The sequence below is a fragment of the Mycolicibacterium septicum DSM 44393 genome (genome assembly GCF_000455325.1).
Classification (GTDB): domain Bacteria; phylum Actinomycetota; class Actinomycetes; order Mycobacteriales; family Mycobacteriaceae; genus Mycobacterium; species Mycobacterium septicum.
This window is the reverse complement of sequence record NZ_HG322951.1, coordinates 1,355,408-1,372,656: the sequence shown is the minus strand read 5'-3', so window position 1 is coordinate 1,372,656 and position 17,249 is coordinate 1,355,408. Positions and strand designations below refer to the sequence as shown.

Sequence of the window (17,249 nt, the reverse complement as noted above, 5' to 3'; positions counted from 1 at the left end):
GTGAGGGCTGCGGTCCGAGCCTCAGGGCGTGAACGCTTTGTCGTTGTCGGGATTCCAGCACCGCTGGTTCTTCCTGTGCGCACTGGTCGCGGTCGGAATGCTCGCGCTCTACGTCTACCGGCTACGGGCGAAAGGCACCCCGGTGCTCCGGTTCGCCAACATGCACGTGCTGGCCGCGGTGGCCCCTCGACGCATCCGCCGGCTGCGGCACGCGCCTGCGGCGTTGCTGCTGATCTCCCTGCTGCTGCTGACCGTCGCGTTGGCAGACCCGACCCGCGATCACCTGATACCGCGCAATAATGCGGTGGTCATGCTGGTCATCGACGTCTCGGAATCGATGGCCGCCACCGACGTCGCCCCCAGCCGGCTGACGGCTGCCAAGGAGGCGGGCAAGAAGTTCGTCGACGGACTCAACCCGAGCGTCAACCTCGGATTGGTCGCATTCGCCGGTACCGCAACGCTGTTGGTGCCACCCACGACCAAGCGAGCGCCGATGAAGGCCGCGATCGACAAGCTCGAAGCGGCCGAGCGCACCGCGACCGGGGAGGGCATCTACACCGCACTGCAGGCGATCGCGACAGTCAGCGGAGTGATCGGAGGAGGTGACGGCCCACCGCCCGCGCGGATCGTGCTGGAGTCCGACGGCAAGGAAACCGTGCCGCTGGACCCCGAGCAGCCACGTGGCGCGTTCGCCGCCGCCCGCGCCGCCCAGGCCCAGGGCGTCCCGATCTCGGCCATCTCCTTCGGCACCCCGGACGGCTACGTCAACCTCAACGACCAGAAAATCGCAGTGCCCGTTGACGATCAGACGTTGCAGGAGATCAGCAAGCTCTCCGGCGACGGCCGGGTGTTCCACGCCGACACAGTCGGGTCCCTGGAGGAGGTGTACGGCACGCTGCAACAGCAGATCGGGTTCCAGCTCGTCCCCGCCGATGCCAGCGCCGGATGGATCGTTCTCGCCACACTGACGCTGGCCGCAGCGGCCATGGCCGGGCTCGTGCTCAATCGGCGATTGCCGGGCTGATCCAGGTCAGACCAGGGCCGCGCTGGCCCGCGCGATCGCCAGCTCCTCATTGGTCGGCACCACCAGCACCGTCACCCGCGAGTCCGGTGCCGAGATGCGTCGAGCCTCGCGCGACCGGGTCGCGTTGAGTTCCTCGTCGATCTCGATCCCCAGCCCGGACAGCCCGGCCAGCGCGTCGCGGCGTACCGCGGCGTCGTTCTCGCCCACCCCCGCGGTGAAGCTGATGACATCGGTCCGGCCCAGCACCGCCAGGTACGCACCGACGTACTTGCGCAGCCGGTGGATGTAGACGTCGTAAGCCAATTGCGCGTCCTCATCGCCGGATTTCATCCGGGCGTGCAATTTGCGGAAGTCGTTCTCGCCGCCGAGACCAAGTACGCCCGACCGGCGGTTGAGCATCGTGTCGACTTCCTCGACACCCATACCGGCCGCGCGGCACAGATACATGATGATGCCCGGGTCGACATCGCCGCTGCGGGTGCCCATCACCAGGCCCTCCATCGGCGTCAGGCCCATCGAGGTGTCCACCGGCCGTCCGCCGGCGATCGCCGACGCCGACGCACCGTTACCCAGATGCAGGACAATCTGATTCAGCGACTCGTAGGGCCGATCGAGCAGGGCGGCGGCCTGCTGGCTGACGTACTGGTGCGAGGTGCCGTGGAAGCCGAACCGGCGGATGCCCCAGCGCTCGGCCACCTCGCGATCGATGGCGTAGGTCGCCGCGGCCGCCGGCAGGTTGTGGAAGAAGGCAGTGTCGAAGACCGCGACGTGGGGCAGATCGGGAAGCAGCTTGCGGGCCACCTCGATACCGAGGATGGCCGGCGGATTGTGCAGCGGGGCCAGCGGCGACAGCTCTTCGAGCTTGGCGATCAGGTCACCGTCGATCAGGGTGGGCTGATAGAAGGTCTTGCCGCCGTGCACGACCCGGTGCCCCACTGCCACCAGGCCCAGGGTGTCCAGGTGCAGACCCTGACCGGCCAGTTCGTCGAACGCGGCCCGCAGCGCGGCGTCATGATCGGGCACCTGCGCCGAGCCGATCTGCTCGATGATGCCGTCGGCCAGAAACTCTCCCGAATCCGGTTTGACCACCGCGTATTTCAGCGAGGACGAACCGGAATTGACCACCAGAACCGTCATGAGTCGCCCTGTGCCTGAATCGCCGTGATCGCCACGGTGTTGACGATGTCCTCCACCAGCGCTCCTCGGGACAGATCGTTGACCGGCTTGTTCAAGCCCTGCAGCACCGGGCCGATCGCGATGGCGCCGGCACTGCGTTGCACGGCCTTGTAGGTGTTGTTGCCGGTGTTGAGGTCCGGGAAGATCAGCACCGTGGCCCGGCCCGCCACCGGCGAATCGGGCATCTTGGTCAGCGCGACCGATGGCTCCACCGCGGCGTCGTACTGGATCGGCCCCTCGACCAACAGATCGGGATCGCGTTGGCGCACCAGTTCGGTTGCCGCCCTGACCTTGTCGACATCGGCGCCGGTGCCCGAGGTGCCTGTCGAATACGACAGCATGGCCACCCGCGGATCGATGCCGAACTGCGCCGCGGTGCGGGCCGAGGAGATCGCGATGTCGGCGAGTTGCTCGGAGGTCGGATCGGGCACGATCGCGCAGTCGCCGTAGGCCAGCACGCGGTCGGCCAGGCACATCAGGAAGATGCTCGACACCGTCGAGATTCCCGGCGCGGTACGGATGATCTCGAAGGCGGGACGCACGGTGTGTGCGGTGGTGTGCGCGGCGCCCGACACCATGCCGTCCACCATCTTGTTGTGCACCAGCATCGTGCCGAAGTAGGAGACGTCGTGGATGATCTCGCGGGCCTGCTCGACCGTCACGCCCTTCTTGCGCCGGAGTTCGGCGTACTGCTCGGCGAACTGGTCGCACAACTCACTGGTACGCGGATCGAGGACGACGGCCGCGTCGAGGTTCACCCCGAGTTCTGCTGCCCGGGAACGGATCTGACTTTCCTCGCCGAGGATGGTCAGCTCGGCGACCTCGTGCTGCAGCAGCCGGCCCGCGGCCCTGAGGATGCGGTCGTCGGTGCCCTCGGGCAAGACGATGCGCTTGCGGTCGGAGCGGGCCTGGTCGAGCAGTTGGTAGGTGAACATCTGCGGCGTGGTGACCGCGGGGATCGGGATGCTCAACTGCGCCAGCAGATCGTTGACGTCGACATGCTTGTCCATCAGCGCCAGCGCGGTGTCGATCTTGCGCTGCGATTTCGCGGTGACCCGGCCGCGCGCGCCGGCGACCCGGCTGGCGGTCTCGAAGGTTCCGTACTCGGTGGCCACGATGGGCAACCGCAGCCCCAGCCCGTCGACCAACGAGGCGATGGCCGGGTGCAGTTCGAGCCCGCCGTTGAGGATGATGCAGGACAGTGACGGAAATCCTTCTGCGGCATGGGCACTCACCACGGCCAGCACCACGTCGGACCGGTCACCCGGGGTCACTACCGCGACACCCTCGGTCAGGCGCTCCAGCACATGCTCGGCGGTCATGCCCGCCACCAGCACACCCATCGCCTCACGGGACAGCAGCTCCGGGTCCCCCGCGATCACCGTGCCGTCGACCGCCACCTTCAGTTCGGCCACCGACGGTGCCACCAGCAACGGCTCCTCGGGAAGCACGTAGGCGGGCGGGCCGAGCGGTTTGAGAGCCTCGGCCACCGCGGTCAGCTGCGCTGGGTCACACCGGTTGGCGACGACTGCCGCGGCATGCGCATGCTGGTGGTTCAGCTCGGCCAGACACACCTCGACCACGTGGGCCACCTCGTCGGGCGTGCGGTCGGCGGCCTTGACCGCGAGCACCACGGGGGCGCCGAGGTTGACCGCGATGCGCGCGTTCATGCTCAGCTCGCTGGGCGTGGCGACATCGGTGTAGTCGCTGCCGACGATCAGCACGGCATCGCACCGTTCGGCCACGCGGTGGAACCGGTCGACGATGTCGGCGATCGCGACCTCGGGATCCTCGTGTACCTGCTGGTAGCTGACCCCGACACACTCGTCGTAACTCAGCCCCGCCGTGGTACCGGCCAGCAGCAGTTCGAGGATGTAGTCGCGGTCCTCGCCCAGCCGGGTGATCGGGCGGAAGACCCCCACCCTCGGCACGGTCGCAGCAAGTCGGTGGAGAATGCCGAGCGCAATCGTCGACTTGCCGGTGTCACCTTCGGGCGACGCAATATAGATCGCCGTAGCGACAACTGCCTCTGGCACTGATACAGCTTCCCTCATCAGGGTTTGGACAGCCAGATGCTCTGCTTTTGCTCAGCGCAGCTCCCGCAGCGCATCGGCGAATTCGGTGCAGAACCAGTCCACATCCGACAGAGAGAATACCAGCGGGGGTCTCACCTTCAGCACACTGCCCTCCGCTCCGCAAACCGAGATGAGCACTTTGCGGTCCCGCATCGCGTTGACCAGATCGTGCGCTGCGGCCCGGTCGGGGCCTGAGCTCTCGCGGTCGGTCACCATCTCGACGCCGACGTAGAGACCGGCCCCGCGAACATCCCCGATACGCGGATTGTCGACGGCCACCCGGGCGATCTCGTCGCGCAGCGCGGTACCCACCTTGGCGGCATTGGCCATCAGCTGCTCGTCCTCGATGACGTCGAGCACCGCGCTTGCCGCCGCCATCGACACCGGGTTGCCACCGAACGTGTTGAAGTACGGCACCTCCCGAGCGAACGCCTCGAGCACCTCACCGCGGGCGGCCATCGCCGCCACCGGCAACCCGTTGGCCATCGGCTTGCCCATGGTGACCAGGTCGGGCACGACGCCGTGGCGGGTGAAGCCCCACATCGCCTCCCCGGTGCGGCCGAAGCCGGGTTGCACCTCGTCCGCGAGGAACACCCCGCCGGCCGCACGTACCGCCGCCACCGCGGGCGCCAGCACCGAGGGGTCGGGGTAGATGCCGTCGGATGAGAAGAAGGTGTCCACGATCAGGCAGCTCAGGCCGTGGCCTGCCGCCGACAGGTCGGCGATCGCGGCTTCCACCTCGGCCAGGAACCGGCCCGCCACATCACCGCCGGAGCGGTAACTGTCCGGGGCGGCCACCGCGCGCACATGCGGACCGATGGTGGTCGCGCCACCGATCGACGGTGAAATCGCCGTCACCGCTTCGGTATTGCCGTGGTAGGCGTCCCGGGTGACGATCACGCCGCGTGCCCCGGTGTACATCTGGGCCACCCGCAGGGCCAGATCATTGGCCTCCGAGCCGGTGCAGGCGTACATCACCTGGTCGACTTCCCCTGGGAGCGTGGCCAACAGCCGCTGCGAGTAGTCCACGATGCCGTCGTGCAGATACCGGGTGTGGGTGTTGAGCGTCTCGGCCTGGCGGGTGATGGCGGCCACCACGCGCGGGTGGCAATGGCCGACGCTGACGACGTTGTTGTAGGCGTCGAGGTAGCGCCCGCCGTCCGCGTCGAACAGGTGACTGCCGCTGCCCCGGACCAGGTGTACCGGCCGTTCGTAGAACAGCCGGTACGCCGGGCCCAGCAGGTGGGCACGGGCCTCGATCAGCCGTTCGGTGTCGGGATCGGTCGCCAGACCCCCCGAATAGCTGTTGGAGTCCATGATGTTCGAGAACCCCATGGCACTTCCTTTCGCCACCCGCACGCCCCGCTAACGTTCGTGCGCTTCCTCCAACACTGTGCGCCCGAGATCGGAATAGCGTTGCGGATCCTTGAATTTCAGGAACAGCGCCCACAGCACACCACCGATTCCGGCGATGCCAACAACATACGGGATCGACGTGAAGATCCAGTCCGAAGCGGCTGAACCCGCAGCAAACGACGCGTTCTTGGCGAGCAGGTAGATGACGTAGAGCATGCCCATCCCGCCCAGCAGGGGAGCCAGGAAGGTGGTGAACCAGTTCGAGGTCTCGGGATGCCGCTTCTGCACGTGGAAGAACGAGATCACCGAGAATGCCGCCAGTGCCTGCACGATCATGATGGCGGTGGTGCCCAGCAACGCCATCAGGCCGTAGAGACCGGTGTAGGGGTCGCGGCCGGTGATGTCGAAGAACAGCACCACCACGGTGGCGAAACCTGTCTGCACGAATCCGGCGATGTGCGGTGAGCCGTGCACCGGGTGGGTGGCGCCGATGGTCTTGCGCATGCCCGGGATGACGTTCTCCCGGCCGATGGCGTACAGGTAGCGCGCGGCGCAGTTGTGGAATGCCATGCCGCAGGCGAACGAGCCCGTCATCAGCAGGATCTTGAACAGGTCGACGGCCCACTGTCCCAGATGCTCGTGCACCGGGGTGAAGAAGATGTCTCCCGCCGTGGTCGAATCCTGCGCCAGCGCAATGGCATTCTGCGGGCCGGTGCCGACGATCGCCAGCCACGAGACGATGACGTAGAACGCGCCGATGCCGACGACCGAACAGATCACCGCAATCGGGATGATCTTCTTGGGGTTTCGGGACTCTTCGCCGTACATGGCGCTGGACTCGAAGCCCACCCACGACCAGAACGCGAAGAACAGGCCGACTCCGGCCGAACCGGCGACTGTGATCATGCTGCCGTCGACACCGGCCACCTCACCGGAGAGACTCTGGAAACCGTTGAGCGGGTTGAGCGATCCCAGCGACCAGCCCTGCGGGCCGCCACCGGTGAACACCACCGACAGCGCCATCATGGCCAGCATGATGATCTCGGTGATCAGGAAGACCCCGAGCACCTTGGCCGCCAGGTTGATGTCGAAATAGGTCAGTACGGCGTTCACGGCCAGCATCACCACCGCGAACAGGACCCACGGCACGTCGATGTTGAAGAACGATTTGAACAGATCGTTTCCGAAGAACGAGAAGATGCCGATCAGCGACGCCTCGAACACCATGTAGGCCAGGGCGGTGAGGAATCCCGCTCCCAGGCCGACGACGCGGCCCAGGCCGTGCGAGATGTACCCGTAGAAGGCGCCGGTGGCGGTGATGTGCTTGCTCATCGCGGCATAGCCGATGGCGAACAGGGTCAGCACGATGGTGGCGACGAAGTATCCGGCGGGCGCATAGGCGCCGTTGCCGAAACCGACCGCGATCGGCACGTTGCCGACCATGGCTGTGATGGGAGCGGCCGTGGCGACCGCCATGAACAGCACGCCGACCAGTCCCACGGCGTTGGGTTTGAGGCGTTGGATGGAGGCACCGGACGGGGCCGGCGGATCGATGATCTCGCTCATTGCGGGTCCTAACTGAAGGACGGTTTTCGGACCACTATTTGGTCTGATTGTTTGGCGTCGACGACAGCATTGTGGTGCGACGCAGCACATTGTTATCCCGCCCAGATCATTGGGCAACTCGAAAATTGTTGCGGGTCAAGCCCTTTGTTGCCGTCATGTTTCGAACCTGGGAGTCGTGCAACAGCCAGGTAAATCGGCTGTTTTTGGTCTGCTCTACGGGCTCGATTTGGTTCAGACTCGGGGCATGTCCATGACACCGGGCGGCCCTGTAGCCGAGGACGTACGCCGGCGCATCCTGTCCATGCTGGCCCTGGGCACCCTGCGCCCCGGCTCGCGGCTGGGCACCGAGCGTGAGATGGCGGAGAGCTTCGCGGTGTCGCGATCCACGCTGCGCAGCGCACTACTGCCGTTGAGCCAGGCAGGTGTGCTGGAGCGCCGGACCGGGCGCAACGGCGGCACGTTCGTGCGGGCCGACGTCGTGGAACGCAACGCGGCCGAGTTGGCCGGGCTTCCCGCCCGATTGCACAGCGGCGGCCACAGCAGCGCCACCCGGGTGCTGGCGACGGACCGCAGGCCGGCCACCCAGGTGGAGTCGCATGCGCTCGAAATCGCCGATGGCGCAGAGATATTCACGATCCGCAGGCTGCGCTACGCCGACGGCGTGCCGCTGTCGGTGGATCTGTCCTGCTTCGTGGCCGAGCGCATGGAGGACCTGCTGGAACAACCGCTCGGCGGCTCGCTCTACGAGTTGGTGCGGGTGCGCTACGGGCTGGCGCCCGCTGTCACCACCGAGACCATCGAAGTGGTCAGCGCCAGCCCCCGCGAGGCCCAATGGCTCGACATCGCCCACCGCAAGCCGCTGTTGGCGATCACCCGCATCACGCGCGACAGCAGTGGCGAGCCGTTCGAGTACGCCTGCGATCTGTTCCGCGCCGACCGGGTCCGGCTCACGGCAACGAGCCACGGAGCGGTCGGCGCGGTTCAGCGATCAGTCAGCAGCGCCTGATCAGCCCAGCTTGCGCAGCCGGGGCTCCAGGTCCTTCTTGAACAGGTCGAGGAATCGGCGCTGGTCGTGGCCGGGGGCGTGGAAGACCAGGTGGTTCAGGCCCCACTTGACGTACTGGCCGACCTTCTCGACCGCCTCGTCGGGATCCGACGCGACGATCCAGCGCTTGGCGACCTGCTCGATGGGCAGCGCGTCGGCGGCCTTCTCCATCTCGATCGGATCGTCGATCGAGTGCTTCTGCTCGGGTGTCAGCGACAGCGGCGCCCAGAACCGGGTGTTCTCCAGCGCCAGCTCGGGGTCGGGATCGTAGGAGATCTTGATCTCGATCATCCGGTCGATGTCGTCGGGATTGCGCCCGGCGGCCTCGGCCCCTTCCTTCACGGCGGGGATGAGCTTGTCCTTGTACAGCTCCTCACCCTTGCCGGAGGTGCAGATGAAGCCGTCGCCCGCGCGGCCCGCGTACTTGGCCACCACCGGGCCGCCCGCGGCGATGTACACCGGGATGCCGCCCTCGGGCACGTCGTAGATCGAGGCGCCCTTGAGCTTGTAGTACTCACCGTCGAAATCGACGCGGTCGCCCACCCACAGCTCGCGCATGAGCTTCACCGACTCGCGCAGCCGGGCGAAGCGCTCCTTGAACTCGGGCCACTCCCCGACGTAGCCGGTGGCGATCTCGTTGAGCGCCTCACCGGTGCCCACGCCCAGGAAGATCCGGCCCGGGTACAGGCAGCCCATGGTCGCGAACGCCTGCGCGATCACCGCCGGGTTGTACCGGAACGTCGGCGTGAGCACCGATGTGCCCAGCATCAGCCGCTCGGTGCGCTCGCCCACCGCCGTCATCCAGGCCAGAGAGAACGGTGCGTGTCCGCCCTCGTGGCGCCAGGGCTGGAAATGGTCGCTGACCGTCGCACTGTCCATTCCCGCCGCTTCGGCCAGCACTGCCAGCTCGACGAGTTCACGCGGGGCAAACTGCTCCGCCGATGCCTTGTATCCCAGTTTCAGTTCAGCCACGGGTTCGTTTCTACTCCTATGCCTAAACTCGCGACATGGCAGCAGCCCTGACCGCGATCACCGAGCATGTGCACTTCGCACAGACCGACTTGGTGAACTGGACGCTGGTGACCGACGGAAACCGGGTCATGCTGATCGACGCGGGGTTCCCTGGGCAGCGCGAGGACGTCATCGGCTCGGTCCGCCGGCTCGGGTTCACCGTCGACGACATCGCCGCCGTCCTGCTGACCCACGCCCACATCGACCACTTCGGGACCGCCATCTGGTTGGCGAAAACCCATGGCACACCGGTGTTTTGCCACAGCACCGAACTCGGGCACACCAAGCGTGAGTATCTGGAGCAGGCCGCGCCGGCGGACGTGGTCCGCAACATCTGGCAGCCCCGCTGGCTGAAGTGGGCGGCCACCATCACCGCCAAGGGCGGGATGAACCACGCCGGCATCCCGACCGCGCGGGCACTGACCGACGACGACGATCTCCCGGGCAATCCGGTGCCGGTCCCCACCCCGGGCCACACCGGCGGGCACTGTTCCTTCATCGTCGACGGGGTTCTGGTCAGCGGCGACGCCCTGGTCACCGGACATCCGCTGCTGCGGCACACCGGCCCGACGCTGCTGCCCGCCCTGTTCAACCACGACGAACAGGGCTGCCTGACCAGCCTGAAGACGCTGGCGGCAGTCGAGGCCGACGTGATGCTGCCCGGACACGGGCCGCTGTGGCGCGGATCGATCGCCGACGCCGCCTCCGCTGCGGCGGCCCGGCACGCCTAGTGCTGCAGGATGCGGTAGCCGAGCAGGAAGAACCCGGTCAGGCACAGGCCGCAGGCCAGCACGATCGTCGGCATCAGGACCATCTGATCGAGCTCGTCGGGGTCGAACACCTCGTCGTCGTACACCGAACCGAACAGCACCCGGGCAAACTTGGTCTGACGGAATGCATGCATCCGTCGACGTGATTCCGCCGAGTCCGCCCGACGACCGATGAACAGCCGCAAAGCCACCCCGGTCGCGAACACCACCGCAGCCGCTACCAGCAGCAGCGATCCCACGATTACCTGCAGGCTCGGCAAATACCCCCCTAGCGGTGACAACAGCTCCGGGGGCCAGCCTAGTCGCTAACTGCCCCACCGCTCAGCTATCAGCCGGTGGGAGCGCAAACGGTCCTCGTGCCGGTGCGTCACCGAGGTGATGACGAGTTCGTCCGCCCCGCTCACCCGTTGGAGGGCCTCCAGTCGCGCGGCCACCTGATCAGGGTCTCCGACGAATTGCGTTGCGGTACGGTCCCGGACCACCTCCAGCTGTTCGTCGGACAGCGGTCCGCAGTCGGCCGGGTCCGGGTAGGGAACCGCGCCGCCGCCGGCCCGGATCGAGTAGACCCAGTGGCCGTAGCTGGAAGCCAGGTACCGCGCGGTGGCTTCATCCTCGGCCACCACCACATCGGCCGATACCGCCACGTGCGGTTCGGACAAGTACTCCGACGGGGTGAATCCGTTGCGGTACACCTCGATTGCCTCCAGCGCGGTGGCGGGGGTGATGTGATAGCTGGCCACGAACGGCAGCCCACGCGCGGCGGCGACACGGGCGCTCTGCCCCTTGCTGCTGCCGAACACCCACGGGGTCAGGCCGGCGCCTGCGCCGGGAACGGCCGTACCGACCTCATAGCGGCCGGCGAGCATGGCCAGGATGTCATCCAGCTGTTCGGCGAAATCCGGTGTGACAGCTTCGGGTTGCTGCAACACCGCCATCCGGGACCGCAACTTCGGATCGCGCATCAGCGCGCTGACGTCGAAGGGCGCCGGGACCACCACACCGTCGACCTCGTGCCACTCCCTCGGCGGCCGTGGCTCGCGGGGCTTGTCCCGTACCGCTTCGGCGCGTTTCTGCCCCGAGCGGCCCACCCCCAGATCGATCCGGCCGGGATGGAACGCGGCCAGCGTGCCGAAGCTCTCCACCACGGCGACGGCGGTCGTGTGACCGAGTTGCACTGCCGCGGTGCCGACCCTGATCCGTTCGGTGGCCGCGGCGATCTGCCCCACCAGAACGGCGGGTGACGAGCTGGCCACCGACACGAAATGATGCTCGGCAACCCAATACCGTTGAAAGCCCCACTGTTCGGCGTGCTGAGCCAGGTCGACGGTGTTGCGCAGTGCGGTCACCGCGTCGCCCCCGGCACTGATGGGGGCCAGGTCGAGAATCGAGAGCGGCACCGTCATGTGGCCGCCTCCCCCGGCAGCTCCTTCTCGAACGCGATCGGGAAGACGGTTCCCTCCCCCTCGGGCGGCAACGGGGCGATCAGCCGGGTGTAACCCGCCGAGTCGTAGAGGGCTTCGGCCTCGGGCTGGAGGTGACCGGTCGTCAGATAGACCCTGCGGTATCCGCGTGCGGCGATCTCGAGCTCCAGGTGGGCGAGCAGCGCCGCGGCATGACCGCGTTTCCGGAAGCGACTGTCGGTCCAGGTGCGTTTGAGTTCGGCGGTCTCGGCGTCGAATCGGGTGAAGGCGCCGCCGGTGACCGGCACGCCGTCGAGCACGCCGATGTACAGCCCGCCGCCGGGCGGGGCGAACTCGTCGGCGGACTTTCCGCGCAGCCAGCCCATCATCAACTCGGGTGTCCCGCCGTAACGCCCCGAGTACTCGACCGACAACTCGGCCAGCAGCGGGGCGGCCAGTGGATCATCCAGGCCGACCGCTACGAACTGCACACCACTCACGGGGGCTGACTTAACCACCGTTTGCATACCCACGGCAGTTTCAACGCACATCGGGCCACACCATTCCAACCACGATCAGCCTGATTAAAAGCCTGCCCCGTCCGCCCGCCGGGCCGGCCTCGACCGACACCGCATCGGCAAACACCACTCTCCGGTCCCAACCACGGGAATGGCGGATCTTGAGCAACATTTCAACGTCCCATTTAGCCGGAAGGTGAAATTCAGATTTAATTTTCCTCGGCAATGAAGGCATTTCGAATGCCCCCTCAAAAGTTGCACTGACCAGGCACTGAGCGCATTCTCAGATTGCTTTGACACGCCATACATTGCAACCCGGGGAGGGGTTCGAAATGGGGATTCGATCAGCGTCGGGCGCCACAAAGAAAATGCTCATCACCGGATTGATGTTCGGGGCGGCCATTTCCATGCCATTCGCCGGTACCGGCACCGCCGCGGCGACGTCACCCGTGTCGTCCTATCCCGCCGACTCGAGCTACCCGGCGGACCCGACGTGGCCGTCGCCGCCGTCGTGGGGGTCCTACCCGGCAGAGTCGTCATACGGGGCCCATTAGTTCAGCGGAGATGGCCTAGCCCTGCGAACGGCGGACCTCATCACCCCCTTCCGCGCAAAACTTGACACGTGTAAAGTTCGCCGCCATGGACAACATCAGGGGCAAGACCATCGCGATCACCGGCGCCGCGCGAGGCATCGGTTACGCCACTGCCAAAGCCCTGCTGGCCCGCGGTGCCCGCGTCGTCATCGGCGACCGTGACGTGGCTCTTCAGGAGTCGGCCGTCGTCGAACTGAGCAAGCTCGGCCCGGTGTCCGGCTACCCGCTCGACGTCACCGACCGCGAGTCGTTCGAGACGTTCCTCGCCAAGGCCCGCACCGACGGCGGTGGGCACATCGACGTACTGATCAACAACGCAGGCGTCATGCCGATCGGCCCGTTCCTGGAGCAGTCCGAACAGTCGATCCGGTCGTCCATCGAGGTCAACGTCTACGGCGTGCTCACCGGTTGCCAGCTGGCACTGCCGGAGATGGTTAAGCGCCGCAGCGGCCACGTCATCAACATCGCCTCGCTGTCGGGGCTGATCCCGCTGCCGGGCCAGGTGGTCTACGTCGGCGCCAAGTACGCCGTGGTGGGACTGACCACCGCGCTGGCCGATGAGATGGCCCCGCACGGGGTGGACGTGTCAGTGGTCATGCCGCCGTTCACCAACACCGATCTGATCTCGGGCACCAAATCCAGCGGGGCGATCAAGCCGGTCGAGCCCGAAGACATCGCCGCAGCGATCATCAAGACCCTCAACAAGCCCAAGACCCACGTGTCCGTACCGCCGCCGCTGCGGTTCACCGCTCAGGCCGCGCAGATGCTGCCGCCCAAGGGCCGGCGCTGGATGAACAAGAAGCTGGGCCTGGACAGCGTGTTCCTGGAGTTCGACGCCGCCAAGCGCAAGAGCTACGAGGACCGGGCCCAGGCAGCCCAGGGAGTCATCGAAAGCTAGAACTCCGGCAGGGGCTGACCGGCGCGGTAGCCCTCGATCACGTCGAGGGCTCCGGTCAATTCCTCGTGCGCGAACTCGTAGCGCTCGACGCTGCCGACGAACACCACCCGCACGATCTCGCCGTCCTCGGCCGCGTCCAGCCACAGTGAGGTCACCGGCAGGCCGTCTTCCACCTGGGCCCCGGACGGCTCGTAGAACCACACGGCGTAGTCGTCGTTCGACTGTTCCTCGTCGAACTCCCAGCCGCGCTGGGTGATTCGCTCGTCGAACTCGGCCAGGTCGGCGACGACAGCGTCGGGGATGTCCGCCAGTTCGTCGACGGACTCCGCCGAGACCCGGTTCACACCCCGGTCGGCCTGCCGCTTGCGGCGGCGGGCCTTCTTCGCGTCGGATCCGCGTGACACGCGCTAACCCAGCGCCTGGTCCAGGTCGGCGATCAGGTCCTCGGTGCCTTCCAGACCCACGGAGATGCGGACCACGCCGTCGCCGAGCCCGATGGCGGCGCGCCCCTCCGGGCCCATGGCCCGGTGCGTGGTGGTGGCCGGGTGGGTGATCAGGGACTTGGCATCGCCCAGGTTGTTGGAGATGTCGATGACGCGCAGCTTGTCGAGCACCTCGAAGGCGCGGTCCTTGCCGCCGTCCAGCTCGAAGGTGACAACGGTGCCGCCGCCGCGCATCTGGCGCTTGGCCAGGTCGTGCTGCGGATGTGATTCCAGGAACGGGTATTTGACCCAGTTCACGCCGGCCTTGGACTCCAGGAACTCGGCCACCGTGTGCGCCGAACGGTTCGAGTAATCCACCCGGACCGCAAGCGTCTCAAGACCTTTCAGCAGCGTCCAGGCATTGAAGGCACTGATCGCCGGGCCGGTGTGGCGCATGAGCTTCTGCACCGGGCCGTCGATGTACTCCTTGTCGCCCAGGATCGCCCCGCCCAGCACCCGGCCCTGACCGTCGATGTGCTTGGTACCGGAGTACACCACCACATCCGCACCGAGCGGGATGCCCTGCTGCAGAAGTGGAGTGGCAAAGACGTTGTCCAGCACGACCTTTGCACCGGCGGCATGCGCCAGCTCGGACACCGCGGCGATATCGACCAGCGACTGCATGGGGTTCGACGGCGTCTCGAAGAACACCGCCTGCGTCGGCACCGACAGCGCCTCCTCCCACTGCGAGAGGTCGTCACCGTCGACGAACACCGTCTCGACACCCCAGCGCGGAAGGATCTCGTTACACACCACGAAGCACGACCCGAACAGGCTGCGGGCGGCCACCAGGCGGTCGCCGGCGCCCAACAGCGCGCCCAGGGCGGTGAACACCGCCGCCATGCCGGTGGCGGTGGCGAAGCACGCGGGTGCACCCTCGATGAGCCGCAGGCGCTCCTCGAACATCGAGATGGTCGGGTTGCCGTAGCGGGAGTAGACGAAGCGGTCGATCTCGCCGGTGAACGCCTTCTCGGCCGCGGCCGCGGACTCGTAGACGTACCCCGAGGTCAGGTACATCGCCTCGGCGGTTTCCTCGAACTCCGAACGCAGCAGACCGCCGCGCACACCGATGGTGGCCTGGCTGACGCCCTCGGGCAGGGCAGCCGGGATCCGGACAGATGGGATGTCAGTCATGAGACTCTCAGCTCTACTTCAGCTCTGTTTCCACGGCAGACCGACGGCCTTCCAACCGGTACCGCCACGGTGGCGGTTCTCGTCCAGATTGCCCTCGAATCCGTCGAGCACGTTGTAGGACGGCGCGATGCCCGCCGCGGTGGCGGCCTCGGCGGCGCCGATCGAACGGTTGCCGGAGCGACACAGGAAGACCACCGGCCGCTCGCCCGGCGTCACGCCAGACGCCCGGAGATCGTCGACGAACCCATCGTTATGGCTGCCGTCGTTCCGGTTCCATTCCACGTACACCACGTCACGCTCAAGGGTGGACAGGTCCGGCACACCGACGAAGCGCCATTCGGCGTCAGTTCGACAGTCCACCAGCACGGCCTCGGAATTCTCACTCAGAAGTTTCCAGGCCTCCTCGGGCGTGATGTCTCCCGCATAGCTCACGGGCGTGAGTCTCCCATACTCGAGCAGACGCGCCATTCGCCGTCCTCACGCACGAACGTCGCCTCGGTGTTCACCTTCGCGTCAGGGGTATTGCCGAAGTGGTAGACCACGGTTGCCGTGGCCCGGTCCCCGTCGACCTTCACCGCGGTCACGTCGTCGACGTACCTGGCCCCCTGTTTGGCCACCGAATCACGCTGACGGGCAATGAAATCTGCCTCGGCTCCGCGCTGGGCGGCGCAGGTGTAGCCGGAGAATTCGCTGAAATTCTCCCGCTGCAGCGCGTCGTTCTGGCCGACCGCGGCGAGGCTGACCTTCTGTTCCTCGCTGCGCCCGTCGGTGCCGAAGCTGTTCAGCAGGACCACAACGATCACGGCGAGCACAATGACGGCCAACGCCCCGAGGAACGGGGCCATCGTGGGCCGATCCTGCTCTTCCTCGTCCACGGCCTACTACCGCAACTTGCGCAGCGCGGTGCCGACCCGGCGGGCGCGGTCACGGGCGATGATCACGTCAGGAGCGGTGGCCAACGCCACACCCAGACGCCGCGGAGGTTCGGATTCACCGGGGCGACCGAACAGCCGCACATCGCTTTCCGAGGTGGCCAGCGCCTCTTCCAGCACCGCGCTGATGTCGCCCGACAGCTCGCCGGAATCGGCGCCACCGTAGCTGACCTCGGCAGCCGCCGGAGAGATCATGATGGTGTCCACGGCCAGGCCCAGGATTGCCCGTGCGTGCATCTCGAACTCCGACAACCGCTGCGACCGCAGGGTCACCAGGCCGCTGTCGTGCGGACGGATCCGCACGTCGGAGAAGTACACGTCGTCGCCCTGAACCAGCAGCTCGACCCCGAACACCCCGCGGCCGCCCAGGGAGTTGACGATCCGCGCGGAAATCGACTTCGCGGCGTCCAGGGCGGCCGGCGTCAGCGGCTGAGGCTGCCAGGACTCCAGCACGTCGGTTCCCACCTGACGGTGCCCGATCGGCTCGCAGAACTGCACGCCGGGGCCGGAGGGGCCGGTGGTACGCACGGTCAGCATCGTGATCTCGTACTCGACCTCGACGACGGACTCGGCCAGCACCCGGTTGTGGGCGATGTGTCCGGCAGTGGTCGCACGCTGCCAGGCGGGTTCGACGTCATCGGGGCGCAGCAGCACCGACTCGCCGTCGCGCTGCGCGCCCACCACAGGCTTGATCACCAGCGGGAAGCCGGCATGCTCGGCGACCGCGGTCAGCTCCTCGACCGACCCGGCGAACCAGAACGGCACCGTCGGCAGGCCCAGCTCGTCGGACGCCAGCCGGCGCAGGCCCTCGCGGTCCTGGCTGAGCCGGATGCTGCGCGGGGCGGGCAGAACCTCGATGTCGCCCCGCTCGGCCACCGCGACCAGTGCGTCGGCGGCGATGACGCCGGACTCGGCGACCACGTAACGCGGCTTCTCCCGCTCGATCAGCGCGGCGAGCTCCTCGGCGTCGTTCATCTTGATCACCGCGGAGCGGTCCGCGACGCCGTGGGCGGGCGCGTAGTACCGGTCGGCGGCCACCACGACGCCGCCCAGCCGCTGGAACGCCAGCGCCAGCTCACGGCTCAGGTCGCCCGAACCCAGCAGCAGCACCGTCGCCGCAGGCTCGGTCGGCTTGGCGGCGTCCGTCCGCTCTTCTGATCCGTCGGTCGTGGCCTCGGCCGGAGCATCTTCGGCACCGTCGACCTGGCCGTCGGTCAGGTCATCGGTCTGCGCGTCCTCAATCGATTCACTCATCGCACGCACCAGCCT

The 17,249-nt window shown here is 67.1% G+C and carries 18 protein-coding genes; 4 read left to right on the top strand and 14 right to left on the bottom strand.

The features are described 5' to 3' along the window. Nucleotides 1-28: 28 nt before the first annotated feature. A complete protein-coding gene (locus TX88_RS06275) occupies nt 29-1,024 on the top strand; it encodes a VWA domain-containing protein (protein WP_209446957.1) in 996 nt (331 codons plus the stop codon). A 6-nt stretch (nt 1,025-1,030) separates the two neighbouring features. Here TX88_RS06275 and TX88_RS06270 read toward each other — a convergent pair whose 3' ends face one another. The 4 genes from TX88_RS06270 to TX88_RS06255 are packed head-to-tail and all read right to left on the bottom strand — an operon-like array spanning nt 1,031 to nt 7,197. Further along, nucleotides 1,031-2,161, bottom strand: coding sequence for an acetate kinase (locus tag TX88_RS06270; protein ID WP_044515444.1), 1,131 nt, complete (start codon nt 2,159-2,161; stop codon nt 1,031-1,033). Beyond that, entirely contained in the window at nt 2,158-4,254 is a 2,097-nt protein-coding gene (gene pta, locus TX88_RS06265; protein ID WP_210742957.1) for a phosphate acetyltransferase, read from the bottom strand. The genes TX88_RS06270 and pta overlap by 4 nt, the downstream gene beginning before the upstream one ends. A gap of 33 nt (nt 4,255-4,287) precedes the next feature. Next, nucleotides 4,288-5,610, bottom strand: coding sequence for an aspartate aminotransferase family protein (locus tag TX88_RS06260; protein WP_044515442.1), 1,323 nt, complete (start codon nt 5,608-5,610; stop codon nt 4,288-4,290). A 30-nt stretch (nt 5,611-5,640) separates the two neighbouring features. Continuing rightward, the gene (locus tag TX88_RS06255; protein WP_044515440.1) at nt 5,641-7,197 is read right to left on the bottom strand and encodes an APC family permease; all 1,557 of its coding nucleotides are present in this window, start codon (nt 7,195-7,197) and stop codon (nt 5,641-5,643) included. 244 nt (nt 7,198-7,441) lie between these two features. Here TX88_RS06255 and TX88_RS06250 point away from each other — a divergent pair, with 244 nt between their 5' ends. Further along, complete coding sequence (locus TX88_RS06250; RefSeq protein WP_044515438.1) at nt 7,442-8,203, top strand: GntR family transcriptional regulator; 762 nt, start codon at nt 7,442-7,444, stop codon at nt 8,201-8,203. Here TX88_RS06250 and fgd read toward each other — a convergent pair whose 3' ends face one another. After that, nucleotides 8,204-9,214 carry a glucose-6-phosphate dehydrogenase (coenzyme-F420) gene (fgd, locus tag TX88_RS06245; RefSeq protein WP_044515437.1) on the bottom strand — a complete coding sequence of 337 codons (1,011 nt, stop codon included), beginning with the start codon at nt 9,212-9,214 and terminating at the stop codon, nt 8,204-8,206. It abuts the gene before it with no gap. A gap of 35 nt (nt 9,215-9,249) precedes the next feature. Between fgd and TX88_RS06240 the strand changes: the two genes are divergently transcribed. Then, the gene (locus TX88_RS06240) at nt 9,250-9,984 is read left to right on the top strand and encodes an MBL fold metallo-hydrolase (protein WP_044515436.1); all 735 of its coding nucleotides are present in this window, start codon (nt 9,250-9,252) and stop codon (nt 9,982-9,984) included. On the opposite strand, the gene TX88_RS06235 is transcribed toward TX88_RS06240, so the two are convergent. The 4 genes from TX88_RS06235 to TX88_RS34180 all read right to left on the bottom strand — a co-directional run bounded on the left by TX88_RS06235 (nt 9,981) and on the right by TX88_RS34180 (nt 12,176). Then, nucleotides 9,981-10,262: a hypothetical protein gene (locus TX88_RS06235; protein WP_209446956.1), complete on the bottom strand. Its 282-nt coding sequence runs from the start codon at nt 10,260-10,262 to the stop codon at nt 9,981-9,983. The two genes, TX88_RS06240 and TX88_RS06235, sit on opposite strands and share 4 nt — an antisense overlap. 66 nt (nt 10,263-10,328) lie before the next feature. After that, nucleotides 10,329-11,426 (bottom strand): LLM class flavin-dependent oxidoreductase, encoded by a 1,098-nt coding sequence (locus TX88_RS06230; protein ID WP_044515434.1) that lies wholly within the window; start codon nt 11,424-11,426, stop codon nt 10,329-10,331. Further along, entirely contained in the window at nt 11,423-11,950 is a 528-nt protein-coding gene (locus tag TX88_RS06225) for a GNAT family N-acetyltransferase (protein WP_044515433.1), read from the bottom strand. The genes TX88_RS06230 and TX88_RS06225 overlap by 4 nt, the downstream gene beginning before the upstream one ends. A gap of 13 nt (nt 11,951-11,963) precedes the next feature. Further along, entirely contained in the window at nt 11,964-12,176 is a 213-nt protein-coding gene (locus tag TX88_RS34180; protein ID WP_162563095.1) for a hypothetical protein, read from the bottom strand. A gap of 404 nt (nt 12,177-12,580) precedes the next feature. Here TX88_RS34180 and TX88_RS06215 point away from each other — a divergent pair, with 404 nt between their 5' ends. After that, nucleotides 12,581-13,432 (top strand): SDR family oxidoreductase, encoded by an 852-nt coding sequence (locus tag TX88_RS06215; RefSeq protein ID WP_044515430.1) that lies wholly within the window; start codon nt 12,581-12,583, stop codon nt 13,430-13,432. Here the strand turns inward: TX88_RS06215 and TX88_RS06210 are convergent. Genes TX88_RS06210 through purT form a run of 5 tightly spaced genes read right to left on the bottom strand, consistent with a single transcriptional unit; the run spans nt 13,429 to nt 17,234 of the window. Further along, nucleotides 13,429-13,836 carry a hypothetical protein gene (locus TX88_RS06210; RefSeq protein WP_044515429.1) on the bottom strand — a complete coding sequence of 136 codons (408 nt, stop codon included), beginning with the start codon at nt 13,834-13,836 and terminating at the stop codon, nt 13,429-13,431. The two genes, TX88_RS06215 and TX88_RS06210, sit on opposite strands and share 4 nt — an antisense overlap. A 3-nt stretch (nt 13,837-13,839) precedes the next feature. Then, nucleotides 13,840-15,048 (bottom strand): O-succinylhomoserine sulfhydrylase, encoded by a 1,209-nt coding sequence (locus TX88_RS06205; RefSeq protein WP_044515428.1) that lies wholly within the window; start codon nt 15,046-15,048, stop codon nt 13,840-13,842. A gap of 18 nt (nt 15,049-15,066) precedes the next feature. Beyond that, nucleotides 15,067-15,480 carry a rhodanese-like domain-containing protein gene (locus TX88_RS06200; RefSeq protein ID WP_044515427.1) on the bottom strand — a complete coding sequence of 138 codons (414 nt, stop codon included), beginning with the start codon at nt 15,478-15,480 and terminating at the stop codon, nt 15,067-15,069. After that, complete coding sequence (locus TX88_RS06195; protein ID WP_110918019.1) at nt 15,477-15,893, bottom strand: Rv0361 family membrane protein; 417 nt, start codon at nt 15,891-15,893, stop codon at nt 15,477-15,479. The genes TX88_RS06200 and TX88_RS06195 overlap by 4 nt, the downstream gene beginning before the upstream one ends. A 36-nt stretch (nt 15,894-15,929) precedes the next feature. After that, nucleotides 15,930-17,234: a formate-dependent phosphoribosylglycinamide formyltransferase gene (gene purT / locus TX88_RS06190; RefSeq protein ID WP_044519146.1), complete on the bottom strand. Its 1,305-nt coding sequence runs from the start codon at nt 17,232-17,234 to the stop codon at nt 15,930-15,932. Nucleotides 17,235-17,249 lie beyond the last annotated feature (15 nt).

What these genes read in the sequence shown, in the direction of transcription:
- TX88_RS06270 (WP_044515444.1), bottom strand. Translation starts at nt 2,161, where the DNA reads ATGACGGTTCTGGTGGTCAATTCCGGTTCGTCCTCGCTGAAATACGCG.
- pta (WP_210742957.1), bottom strand. Translation starts at nt 4,254, where the DNA reads ATGAGGGAAGCTGTATCAGTGCCAGAGGCAGTTGTCGCTACGGCGATC.
- TX88_RS06260 (WP_044515442.1), bottom strand. Translation starts at nt 5,610, where the DNA reads ATGGGGTTCTCGAACATCATGGACTCCAACAGCTATTCGGGGGGTCTG.
- TX88_RS06255 (WP_044515440.1), bottom strand. Translation starts at nt 7,197, where the DNA reads ATGAGCGAGATCATCGATCCGCCGGCCCCGTCCGGTGCCTCCATCCAA.
- TX88_RS06250 (WP_044515438.1), top strand. Translation starts at nt 7,442, where the DNA reads ATGTCCATGACACCGGGCGGCCCTGTAGCCGAGGACGTACGCCGGCGC.
- TX88_RS06240 (WP_044515436.1), top strand. Translation starts at nt 9,250, where the DNA reads ATGGCAGCAGCCCTGACCGCGATCACCGAGCATGTGCACTTCGCACAG.
- TX88_RS06230 (WP_044515434.1), bottom strand. Translation starts at nt 11,426, where the DNA reads ATGACGGTGCCGCTCTCGATTCTCGACCTGGCCCCCATCAGTGCCGGG.
- TX88_RS06225 (WP_044515433.1), bottom strand. Translation starts at nt 11,950, where the DNA reads ATGCAAACGGTGGTTAAGTCAGCCCCCGTGAGTGGTGTGCAGTTCGTA.
- TX88_RS34180 (WP_162563095.1), bottom strand. Translation starts at nt 12,176, where the DNA reads ATGCCTTCATTGCCGAGGAAAATTAAATCTGAATTTCACCTTCCGGCT.
- TX88_RS06215 (WP_044515430.1), top strand. Translation starts at nt 12,581, where the DNA reads ATGGACAACATCAGGGGCAAGACCATCGCGATCACCGGCGCCGCGCGA.
- TX88_RS06205 (WP_044515428.1), bottom strand. Translation starts at nt 15,048, where the DNA reads ATGACTGACATCCCATCTGTCCGGATCCCGGCTGCCCTGCCCGAGGGC.
- TX88_RS06195 (WP_110918019.1), bottom strand. Translation starts at nt 15,893, where the DNA reads ATGGCCCCGTTCCTCGGGGCGTTGGCCGTCATTGTGCTCGCCGTGATC.
- purT (WP_044519146.1), bottom strand. Translation starts at nt 17,234, where the DNA reads ATGAGTGAATCGATTGAGGACGCGCAGACCGATGACCTGACCGACGGC.